The sequence below is a fragment of the Streptomyces adustus genome, assembly GCF_009377175.1.
GTDB lineage: Bacteria > Actinomycetota > Actinomycetes > Streptomycetales > Streptomycetaceae > Streptomyces > Streptomyces adustus.
The window spans coordinates 1-11,005 of sequence record NZ_VJZD01000296.1 but is presented as its reverse complement, the minus strand read 5'-3'; the positions used below and the strand labels follow the sequence as shown (position 1 = coordinate 11,005).

Below are 11,005 nucleotides of genomic sequence, written 5' to 3'. Positions count from 1 at the left end.
GCCCCTGACACCCGTTCCCCCCATCCCCCGTGTTCCAACCGCGCATTCCAGGGGTACCGCTTCATCCCTGGTCAGAGCGCATTTCGGTGTTCCAGCGTCCCCAACTCCCCGCTGTGCGTGGCGGTTGGGACGGATCACCTCACAAGCTTCGGTCATCCAATCACCATCCCCACCCGAACACCGAAGGGGCACGGCCACATGTCCAGTCTCCGCACCTCCCGCACCCGTCTGATCGGCGCCGCCGCGACCGTCGTTCTCGCCGCGCTCTCCCTGACCGCGTGCAACGACGGAACAGGCGCTCGCAACGAGGGTGCCTCGACGGCCAACACCCCGACCGCGAGCCCTTCTTCCGGCGCTCCTTCCTCCGGCTCCGGCTCCAACTCCTCCTCGGGTTCCTCCTCCTCGGACGGCAAGCCCGCCGCCGCCACTACGAAGCCGGCCCCACACACCTCCGCGCCGAAGGCGCCCGTGTCCTCGGGCAAGCCGGTCACCTGTGAGGGGTCCAACACCAAGACGGTCGCGGCTCCGCTGAGCCGTCCCCTGAACCACATGCTGCTCACGGTGACCAACACCGGTGGCAAGAGGTGCTACCTCTACGGCTACCCGGCCGTCCGCTTCGGCGAGGCCCAGGCCGTGCCTCCGGTCATCGAGGACTCGCAGCCGCAGGCAGTCGTCACGCTCGAACCGGGCGAGACCGGGTACGCCGCCGTCAGCCTCTCCGCAGGCGACGGCAGTGGCTCGAACGGCTACACCGCGAAGTCCCTGACGGTCTACTTCCACGGCCCCTCCGGCAACGAGAGCGTCGGCGCGGGCGCCCACCCGTCGCTGCCCGCGAAGGGCGTCTACGTCGACGACTCGCTCAAGGTCACGTACTGGCAGCAGTCGATGGACGACGCCATCAACTGACGGCGCCTGAACGCGCGCTCGAAGAACAGCAGCCCACAGACCCGAGCAGGCAGGTAACCCACCATGCGAGCCACCCGCAGGATCTCCCGCTTCGTGACCGCCTATGTCCGCACGGCTTTCCAAGTGATCGTCCTGGGTGGCACGGGCCACCTGGCAGAGGAGGCGGGAGTCCGCCGGCGACGCCACACGGTGTGACCGCCGCCGCTGCTGTCGGACGTGGATGCCAAAAGGGGTCCTGCTCCCGAATCCGGGAGCAGGACCCCTTCCGGCCGTGTGCCCCCGGCAGGATTCGAACCTGCGACACCCGCTTCAGGGGAGCGGGGCGGCCACACCGCTCATGACCTGCGTCTTGCACGATCGCGCCCGCATCGACGAACGACCACCGGCTGATCTTCGAAGTGTCGAAGTCCAGGGTGACGTGGCATCGACCTCTGCCCGACTTTCCCCGGGGCCACAACCTTGTGGCTGTTTGCCGAGTCTTGATCATGCAAGTGTCAAAGCTTTCCACTCCCGTGGAGGAACCAAGTGGGCAGACGTGCCCTCGTCCGTGGCGGTATAGCCGTCGCCACATCGTTCACCCTGGCCGTCGGTCTCGGACCGTTCGTCATGGACGCGCACGCGGACGCGGCCACCGAGGTGGTCATCCCGGCGTCGACGTCCCTGACGCCCGCGACCCATCTGTTCGGCGCGGGCCCGTCGGGGTTCCTGCGCTACGAACCCGGGCGCGGCCATGTGTGGACCACCTACACCGGTGAGGACACGGTGGTGGACGCTTCGGCCACCGAGGTCGACGGCATGCCGGAGTTCGGCGCCGGCTCGGACGTCGTGGCCCGCTATGACGCCGGCACGCGGACCGTGAAGCTGCGGGACATGGCGGCCGGGGGGACCGGGACGACGATCCCGCTCCCGGACGGCCACACCTACCGGGGGACGCTGGGGCGGACCGTCGTCACGACCGGCTGGAGGGACGGCAGGCTGATGTGGCACCTGCTCGACCTCCAGGACGACGGCACGGTGGGCGACCGTGAGGTGGCGGGCGTCCCGGACGGCACCTCCTCCAACGTTCTCGTGGCCTCCGGCGACTCGCCCGTGGCCGACGCCCACGGCATGGTGGTCCAGTACTGGACCGACAGCGGGACCCTCAGCGGCTGGCTCGACGCCGACAAGGGCACGCTGACCGTGCTGCCGTACAACCCGACCGTCACCACCAGCGGGCGGGTGGTCCTCACCCCCACCCACCTGGTGTCGTGGGACGGGAACAACACCGTCTCCGTCTACTCCCGCGACGACCTGACCAAGGCCGTGAGCACCGTGCCGCTGGAGAACGACGGCGCGACCCACCTGCTGGGCATGGTCGGAGACCAGATCCTGGTCTCCCGCTACGACTCCGCTCTCGGCGCCGAGGACGGCACCCTGCCCGTCTGGCGGGTCGACGCGCTCGCCCCCGACGGCTCGACGACCAGGTCCGTGCTGGCCCGCTCGCAGAGCCTCTCCTACGCCGTCCCCACTCCCGACGGCGGCCTCCTGGTGCCCGGCAGCAGGGCCGACACCGCCGACTGGGGAGTGAACCTGGTCCGCGCGGGCACCGACGGCAGCCCTGTGGTCCGGAAGGTCGCCGCCTCAGTGCTGGACCCGCAGGCCGACCCCGTACAGGCGCTCACCCTGGACAACGGCCGCCTCACCGTGACGGAGCACGACCGCGACCTGGGCCGTACGTACCTGTACAGCCGGACGATCGGCACGGGCGGCGACACCCTCACCGTCGGCTCCCGCACCGATCGAGGCGTCGTCACCGACCCCGGGCCCCACATCGAGGGCACCGGGGACGGTCGTACGGTGATCTGGAACGAGTGGTCCACGCAGGGCGACCGCGTCCCCCGGGTCGTCCAGCCGACGGGCACGCTGCCCGGCACGGCGATCGACCCCCGGAGCAACTACGTCCGTGTGTGGGATACCAAGGGCCGGTACGCCGCGATGGCCACCGAGTACACCGCGAAGGCCGGGTCCGAGACACGGGTGGTCGACCTCGACACCGGCGGCACGACGCTCGCCTCGGCGCAGCACGGCCGGGCGATGTGGGGCACCACCCTGTGGGTGTGGGAAGGCGGCGACGTCGTGACGCCGGTCGATGTCCGCACCGGCGCCAAGGGCGAGTCGGTGTCGTTCGGCTCGAAGTGCAGCCTGGAGGACCTGGAGGCGGTCGGGCACTGGCTGCTGTGGACGTGCTCGGGTTCGGGACCGAACGAGAGCCAGGGCGTCTATGACACCGTCACGAGAACCAAGCTGACGCTCACACAGGGCGACTGGGAGACCGCGAAGCTCGGTGACGGCTTCGTCGTCATGGACGTGGACGGCGAGCTGAAGGTGATCGACGTCCGTGGCGGCGCCCCCGTGACGCACACGGTGGGCACCGTCTCGGCCGGGCAGCCCTGGGACGTGGATCCGTACACCGGCCTGATCGCGTACGTGGACGACCAGGAGAACACCCACCTGGTGCCGAGCGGCGTCCCCGTCTCGGCACTGTCCCAGCTCGACTCCTCCGTCGCGGGCTCGGTCGACGTCAAGGGCGGCGCCGGGCTCTGGAGCCCCAGGTGGTGGCTGTCGAAGCCGGTCGCCTCCTGGACGCTCGTGCTCAAGAACAAGGCCACGGGTACGACGGTGCGCACGCTGTCCGGCGGTACTGGGCAGGGCGTGCTCCCCCCGTCGTGGAACGGCAAGGACACGGCCGGCAAGCTCGTCGCCAACGGCGCCTACACCTGGACGCTCACCGCCACCCCGGCCGACGGCCGGGGCGCGACCCTCACCAGGACCGGCGCGCTCAAGGTCACCGGTGCGACCCCGGTCCGACGGGACTTCGCCACCGCGGACGGCTTCGGCGAGGTGCTCACCCTCAACGGCTCGGGCGCGCTGACCTATCAGTACGGCACCGGCACCGGGACCCTGACCGGCAAGAAGACGGGCTCCGGCTGGCCGACGAGCGCGGTGTTCGTGCCGTACGGCGACCTCGGCGGCGACCGGTGCAACGACGTTCTCGTGCGTTACGCCACCGGTGCCCTGCGCGCCTACCGGCCCGCGTGCGGAGCGGCGGTGACCCCGTCGACGGCGTACACCTCGCTGGGCACCAGCGGCTGGACGCAGTACGACGTGCTGACCTCGCCCGGGGACGTCAGCGGTGACGGCCGTGCGGACCTGATCGCACGTCAGGCCTCCACCGGGGACGTCTACCTGTACAAGGCGACGAGCGCGGGCAAGCTGTCGGCGCGGACGAAGATCGCTTCCAAGTGGACGGGCTACAAGAAGATCGTGGGTGCCGGCGACCTCAATGGGGACGGCCACGGCGACCTGCTGGTGCAGGACAAGTCGAACGAACTGTGGCGTTACGACGGCACCGCGACAGGCAAGTTCAAGAGCCGGGTGAAGGTCTTCAACGACTGGGGCGCCTCGTACAACGTCATCGTCGGCGTGGGCGACATCACCGGCGACGGCAGGGCCGACATCGTCGCCCGCGACACCTCCGGTGCTCTCTACCGTCACAACGGCAACGGGAAGGGCTCCTTCGGCGGCCGCACCAGACTCGCCACCGGCTGGCAGAGCTACAAGGGCGTGTTCTGACCCACGCCATACGCCCTTCGCCTCCCCGGCCGAGCGAACGACCCGCCGGGGAAGCGAAGGGCATACGCCGTCGGCCCACAGACCGTGGGGCGGGCGTGTTGTGCGCCTCTGTCCGGCGTCGTTGATGTCAGCCGTTGATGTCAGCCGTCCATCAGATCCGGGTACGGACAGAGTTCCAGTTCGGCGGTCGGACGGTTGTGGTGCGGCTGTTCAAAGAGCGGGTGTCGCGGGCGTTCAGTGCTCGCGGAGGCCGCATTCCGTCGCGTACAGGGTTGATCCCGGGATGATCTCGGTCAGTGTTTGCTTGAGTTGGATGAACGCGGCGCCGGACGAGTCGACCGTCAGGGCTTCGATACTTACTGTCGCGGCAGGTTGGACGAAGGGCGGCACGTGCACCGTGGTTCCCCGCAGTTCCCTGCCGCACCTGGTGCACTTGTGGTGCACCAGCGCGATGGCGTCTCGCCGAGTGGTGTAGCCGATCCTGCTCGAGATCTCGGCTTGGCTGCCTGCGGATCCAAATGGCGGCTCGGGCCGAAGTCCCGGGCTGTCGGGGTGTCAGTCCGAGAGCGGCTCCAGTAGCACCGAATCCGGTTGTGATCCGCATTTTTGCCGGCTTCATCGGCTACACCACTTCATGGTCGGGACTGCCGCGGTGGCCTGCTGTTCGGCACCGCTCAGTTCGTCAGATCGCGGTGACCTTGACCATGGGGCCGTAGGCGTTGACGTGGACTTGGTCGGGGGCCTTGTACACGACGCGCCAGGTGCCGGTGCGGGTGATGGTGGGGTGAGCGGCGAAGTAGCCGGTGCTGCTGGTACGGGCGCTGGTGATCAGGTGCCAGGTGCTGCTGCCGGAGGGGCGGAAGAAGATCTGGACGGTGGCCTTGGGCAGGGGGGTCCAGGAGCCGTAGCCGTTCTGCTTGAGGGTGCCGCTGATGGTCACGGTGTGGCGCTTGGTGACCCTGGTGTGGCTGGGCTTTCCGCCGCTGATGGCGGTCTGATAGCGGAAGGCGTGGACGACGGGGCTGTAGGCGGCGGTGAAGCCGGGGGCGCCGGGGTAGTAGTAGCGCCAGTAGCCGTGGGGGTTGGTGACGGTGAGCACGGAGGCGGCGAAGCCGCCGCTGCCGATCGTGGTGGAGCCGATGTTGGTCCAGCCGGTGTGGCCGTCGTTGGACTGCTGGATGTAGACCCGCCCACTCGGCAACCAGTCGCCGGGGAAAGTCGGGTATCCGGAGATGTGCAGGCGGGAGTAGGCGTCGACGGTCGGCTTGTTGGCGTACAGGGACACCTTCGCGACGGGGTTGGCGACGGTGTAGCTGACGCTGGTGGGGGTGAGGAACGGCCGCATCTCGCTGACGGTCCAGATCGTGGTGTCGTTGGTGACGGGCACGGTGTGGCTGAACCGCCCGGTGGCGTCGGTGGTCACCCAGGCGCCTCCCACGTCGGCTTGGACCAGGAGCTTGGCGTTGGCGACCGGCACCCAGGTGCCGTCCTCCTGCTGGCCTTCCGCAGTTCCGCTGATGACTTGTGTGCTGCCGACCGGGGCGCCGGTGCTGCCGGTGCGGTCCAGGGTGATGCGTGCGGGGGAGTCGACGGAGGTGATCGGCTCGGAGTCCGGGCCCTCGGCGTACGCCGTTGAGTCTACGAAGGAGACGTGGAGGGTGGTGTTCTGCACGGCGCCAGGGTGGACGGTGAAGGCGAAGGTGCCGTCTGCCGCCGTTGCGTAGCGGGGCGACGTGTGCCCGTCCCAGGTGACGAAGACACCCAGGCCGGCGGGGGTAGGCCACGGGGTTCCGATGTCGCCGGCGGCCGGGTCGTACTCGGTCACCCGGCCGTGGACGTTGATGTCCTGGTGCTCGAAGCTGAGGGTCGTGGGCTCGTAGGCGGTGTCGTGGAAGACCGGCGAGGGGCGGTAGGCGAGGAGGCCGCGGCCGGGAAGGGAGACCGTGCCCTCGCTGTCCTGCGCAGTGATGGCGACCCGGTACGAGGCGTAGACGTCGAGTCCCAGTGAGCCGCTGCTCTGCCAGGTACCGGAGGTGGCGGTGCCCGAGATGAGGTGGAAGTCGGTGACCGTGCTTTTGGGCACGCTGGCCGTTTGTGCGGTGATGGTGGCCGTCACGGAGGTGACGCCGGCCGGGGCGTCGATGTGGGCGGTGAGCTCGAGCCCGGTGTCGGTCTGGACCCTGCCGATCCCCGAGACCACGGGCCCGGTGGTGTCGGCGCTCGCCTGACCGGGGGCTGTGACCATGCCGGCGAGTATCGCGGTGCTGATGGCCGCGGCTCGCGCGGCGTTCTTCAAGATCACGGGACTGCTGCTTTCGCAACTGAGGGCCCGCCGTGCTTTCTCCACGCCGGACCGAGCGATTCGATCAACCTCTTGACCTGCGTGATCAGACGACCTGCGCAGTGGGATGGTTGTACGTCGGCAGCCAAGTCAACGCTCGGCGTACGTTCCTGGCCGCGAACCATGGGCACGGTGGTCACTGAGGTCTGCCAGGCACGCCAAGCGGTCACTCCCGGCCGACCACCGCTTCAGGAGAGCGGCTGGGGAATCTGGTCGATGACCCGCGTTCTTCTCGGCCGACTGGGGCCGCGACGGTTGCACCACTTCGCACTACTTGCTCTGTGCGTCGCGCAGCCGTTCAGCCTGCCTGGTGATCGGTTCGGTGGGGAATGTAGACGTGCGGCCGATATCCAGAGACTCGTAGGTTGCGATGACATTGCCGGTCCGCACGATGACGAACAACTGGTCGCGCCTGCCTTGTTCGGTCGGCGCGTACTCCCTGAACTGCACAGCCTCGTCACCCGCCTTCGGCGCCTTCTGCGTCTGCATGGTGGATGTATATGTGCCTGTCCACCCGTCGCCCTGGTAGGTGTGGCATGAGTTCAGGGCGCGCTTGAGTTTTGCGAAGAGTTGTTCGGCCTCACCATCGTCGTAGGAGGCCAGAGTGGCTCCACCGCCGTAGATCCCGTTCCTCCAGTTGATCACCTGGGTGACGACCGCTGAAGCCGTCGTCGCGTTGCTGATGTCATGTACTGACTGACAGTCAGGATCGGAAGCGGGCTTGAAGGAAGGGTAGTCGGACGGGTCGCTGTGGCCCTGGACGGAGATTCCTCCCGGGCGGGCCTCGGGCAACTCCGAATCTTCCAAGGTCAGCGCCCTCAGCTCGGTTTCGCTCAGTGGTTTCGCCCGCGCGGTGGCAGGCGCGGAGGACGGTTCGGCTCCGGGAGCCGTGGTCGTGATGTCTGTAGCCGAGCAACCGGCCAGCGTCGCCACAAGAGCCAGGGGCAGGGTGACGTGTGCCGCCAACGGCATCCGGGCGCGCATGAGTTCTCCCAAGGCCATGTCAAGGGGAGTGATCTTAAGCGAGCTTCGACCGTGCTGCCAGAGCCAGCGCTTCCAGTCCGCTGTGCATGGCTGACAGCGAAGGCCGACGTGGCGGACGGCGTATTCGTGCCGTGCCCAGCGCGTCTCGCCGTGGCGCGAGCTCTCGGAGTCCGCGTAGCGCCTCGTACAGGTTGGCCCCATAGGAGGTCCAGCAGACGACGCTGCCATCCTCGTACAGACTGCCCATGTACCAGCCGTCGTCATCAACAGGCATGACGAGACACAGGCTGTCGAACCCGAGAACGATCTCCGGCCGCGGCATCTCGTGCTCCCCGCCGACGCCGACCCACTTCACCGGCCGATCGGGATCCAGGGCGACAGCCTGCCGTCGACCAGAGCCAGCCGTGACGGCGGGCCCGTGACGACAGGGCCCTCGGCGTGTTGCGGCCAAGGGGCTCGCATACCTTCACGTCATGGACTTCAACATCACCGCGGGGGAGGAAGCCGTCGTGTTCCACGTGGCGAGCCTCGTCCAGGATGGCCTCTGCTTTACGGATGACGACTTGGCGGAGGAGCTGGGTGACGAGGTTCGCCCAGTGCTGCAATCGCTCCTGGGCAAGGGTTGGCTTGCGGTTGACGAGGATCGTGAGCTGGCCTTGTCCACGATCGCGCGCCATGTCGTGTCCAGCCGCAGGGATGCCGAGGGGCCGCAGGCGTAGCAAGAGAGCTCGCGGTCGACCTGGCTCGTCTGTCGCGCTCTGCCAGCGGGGTTGCCACGACACGTCATGTGGTGAAGCGACCGGCTGTGGCCACCACTGCCTTGTGGGGGCGGACGTAGTCGTCGGCATGTCCGTCCAGGTCACTACGGCTGTAGCCGCGTCCCAGGTGAACGGCGCATCTCGACCGCAGCGAGCCGTCGTTGCCCGTGGTTGACCGCACGATGTGGCACGGCTGTGGCACGTTCCGAATCACGGAGCGCTTGGAAGGCGCTTTGTGGTTGGGCCCGTCCTCCTCTGGACCTGTGGCTCTTCCGCAGCTGAGCAAGTCGCCGGCGGAACTTCGACACGGATTCGACACGCGGTGTCCTGGCGGTCTGTACGGTGCGAACGGCACGCACAAGGGACGATCTGTTGGGGGCGGGCATGACGGATTATCTGTCTGAGGTTGATCCGCGGTGGGCTAAGCACTCCGGCGAAGATGGGCACTACGGCGCCCCGGAATGGGGTCCGGAGGACTTGTAGCGCGCCGTGGTGTTCTTGGCTGAACTCGCGCCGCAGGCCAGGCAGGTGCTCGAGAAGTCGAAGATTGTCACTTCGGAGTCGCAGATGTCGCGAAAGTGGCCCCCGTAGCCGGGCCGCGCAACGTGCGGGGCGAGCTGGTCCAACAGGTCCCGGAGGTACAGCATGTAGTCGTCGATCCAGTGATTGCGTGCGAAAAGCTCCCATTCATACAACTCCCCATGGTTCGTGAACCCTTGTAACTCGCGGCGCAGGGACACGGCGTCTCCACCGGGTATATGGCGGTTGCTGTAGCTGTCCGGGACCATCAGTGGGTCCAGTCGTCCGTCTTGGTCGTCGAGACCTTCGGGAAAGTCGGCATCCATGCCCGAATGCCATCGCAAGGCGGCCATGACCCATTCGGGGGTGTCGTCGCGCAAGTGGCAGGAGAAGACGACTTCGAAGTGAGCGCTCATGGACGGCATTCACTGCCGTACCGCAACCAAACCAGTGGTTAACCGTTGGCCAACGCCGTACGCTTCCTCTGATCAATCAAAAAAAGAATCAGTGGGGGAACATTTTGCGCACAACCATGCGCCTTGCCCTGCTCGGCACCAGCGTCTTACTGGTCGCCACCGCAATCGGTGCCACCAGCGCTCAGGCGGCAGACGGCGGCTCGGGCAACATCACGATCGACAAGGTCGTCGTCAACGGCGGCAAGCCGGTCGTGGTCGGTACCACCAACGTGGTGTCTGCCAAGGTCTCCGTGACTGCGTCGGACGATTCGGGCATCGCCGAGACCACGTACATCAGCGCCTTCGGTCCGAAGCCGAACTACGCGCAGATCTGGTACGACGACGGCGAGATCACGTGCGTCAAGGCGAGTGCCACCACGTCGACCTGCACAGGCACGCTGACGTTCGACCCGCAGGCGTCGACCGGCTTCGTCGGCAACAACGCGGCGGCCACCTGGAACCTCGCCACGCTGGTCTCCGCCAACGACGACAACTACATCCACCGGGATGCGGCCACCACGTTCAAGGTGCAGCGCTACTCGAAGCTGACGGCCAACGCCTCGCCGGAGCCGGTGAAGAAGGGCAAGACCATCACGGTCACCGGCAAGCTCTCCCGGGCCAACTGGGAGGACAACAAGTACCACGGCTACGCGAACCAGTCGGTAAAGCTGCAGTTCCGCAAGAAGGGCAGCAACACCTACACCACAGTGAAGACGATCAAGTCCGACGCGACGGGCAACCTGAGGACGACTGTCACCGCCTCGATCGACGGCTACTTCCGTTACAGCTTCGCGGGCACGACGACGACTTCGACGGTCAACGCGACCGGCGACTTCGTGGACGTCCGATAGCGACGTACTGAGAGCGTTTCCGACCACAGGCGACCGTCACACCACGCCTGGTCGAGTGTCAGCGGATGTCCAGTGGGGGCGCCGTTCCTACCGGGACGGCGCCCTCACCCGTATGACGGTGATCCTTTGAACCTGTGGCCTCATCCTTGCCAGGTCGATCATGTGGGTTCGACCTGGTGGGTCAATGGCCTTCTGTCTGGATCGCCAGTCCGTCAAAGTTCCGTGTCGGTCGCCCTCGTCCGCGTCTGTTGGTGCCAGGCGTTGGTGTCGGACAGCAGTGGACCGCTTGACGCATCGTTGCGGCACGGTAGCTCTCAAAGAGTCAAGAGAAAGATCGTTACTGCCCAGCTTGCAGCCCCGGCGATCAAGAGCACTTTCAGGGTCTGCCGTCTCTGTAGATCATTACGGTCAAGGCCGGTCACGATGGCGCCAAAGGTGCAGTACAGGCCGATCATGCAAAACGGCAACGCTATGAAGAAGTACCAGAGACGCATGCTTCCCCCACCGATCGATGCCCTCGCCCGGAGACTACAAGCGCAACATCACTCCCGCAGCTCAGCCCGCCACCTCCCCCAGCTC

8 protein-coding genes are annotated in these 11,005 nt (G+C 67.1%); 4 read left to right on the top strand and 4 right to left on the bottom strand.

All coding sequences use genetic code 11. The annotated features are described in order from the left end of the window. Positions 1 to 198 precede the first annotated feature (198 nt). Together FNH09_RS40595 and FNH09_RS49975 are read left to right on the top strand one after the other, a co-directional pair. Complete coding sequence (locus FNH09_RS40595) at positions 199 to 906, top strand: DUF4232 domain-containing protein (protein ID WP_152894885.1); 708 nt, start codon at positions 199 to 201, stop codon at positions 904 to 906. A 525-nt stretch (positions 907 to 1,431) separates the two neighbouring features. Beyond that, on the top strand, positions 1,432 to 4,518 hold the full coding sequence (locus FNH09_RS49975; RefSeq protein ID WP_152894884.1) for an FG-GAP-like repeat-containing protein: 3,087 nt from the start codon (positions 1,432 to 1,434) through the stop codon (positions 4,516 to 4,518). A 682-nt stretch (positions 4,519 to 5,200) separates the two neighbouring features. Here FNH09_RS49975 and FNH09_RS40585 read toward each other — a convergent pair. Continuing rightward, entirely contained in the window at positions 5,201 to 6,820 is a 1,620-nt protein-coding gene (locus FNH09_RS40585) for a hypothetical protein (RefSeq protein ID WP_152894883.1), read from the bottom strand. Between the two features lie 309 nt (positions 6,821 to 7,129). Further along, positions 7,130 to 7,843, bottom strand: coding sequence for a hypothetical protein (locus FNH09_RS40580; protein ID WP_152894882.1), 714 nt, complete (start codon positions 7,841 to 7,843; stop codon positions 7,130 to 7,132). Positions 7,844 to 8,316: 473 nt separating this feature from the next. On the opposite strand from FNH09_RS40580, the gene FNH09_RS40575 reads away from it, so the two are divergent. Then, on the top strand, positions 8,317 to 8,562 hold the full coding sequence (locus FNH09_RS40575; RefSeq protein WP_152894881.1) for a hypothetical protein: 246 nt from the start codon (positions 8,317 to 8,319) through the stop codon (positions 8,560 to 8,562). 485 nt (positions 8,563 to 9,047) lie between these two features. Here FNH09_RS40575 and FNH09_RS40570 read toward each other — a convergent pair whose 3' ends face one another. Next, positions 9,048 to 9,536, bottom strand: coding sequence for a hypothetical protein (locus tag FNH09_RS40570; RefSeq protein WP_152894880.1), 489 nt, complete (start codon positions 9,534 to 9,536; stop codon positions 9,048 to 9,050). A 116-nt stretch (positions 9,537 to 9,652) separates the two neighbouring features. Here FNH09_RS40570 and FNH09_RS40565 point away from each other — a divergent pair, with 116 nt between their 5' ends. Beyond that, complete coding sequence (locus tag FNH09_RS40565; protein WP_152894879.1) at positions 9,653 to 10,426, top strand: single-stranded DNA-binding protein; 774 nt, start codon at positions 9,653 to 9,655, stop codon at positions 10,424 to 10,426. A 314-nt stretch (positions 10,427 to 10,740) separates the two neighbouring features. On the opposite strand, the gene FNH09_RS40560 is transcribed toward FNH09_RS40565, so the two are convergent. Beyond that, complete coding sequence (locus FNH09_RS40560) at positions 10,741 to 10,920, bottom strand: hypothetical protein (protein ID WP_152894878.1); 180 nt, start codon at positions 10,918 to 10,920, stop codon at positions 10,741 to 10,743. Between the last annotated feature and the right edge of the window lie 85 nt (positions 10,921 to 11,005).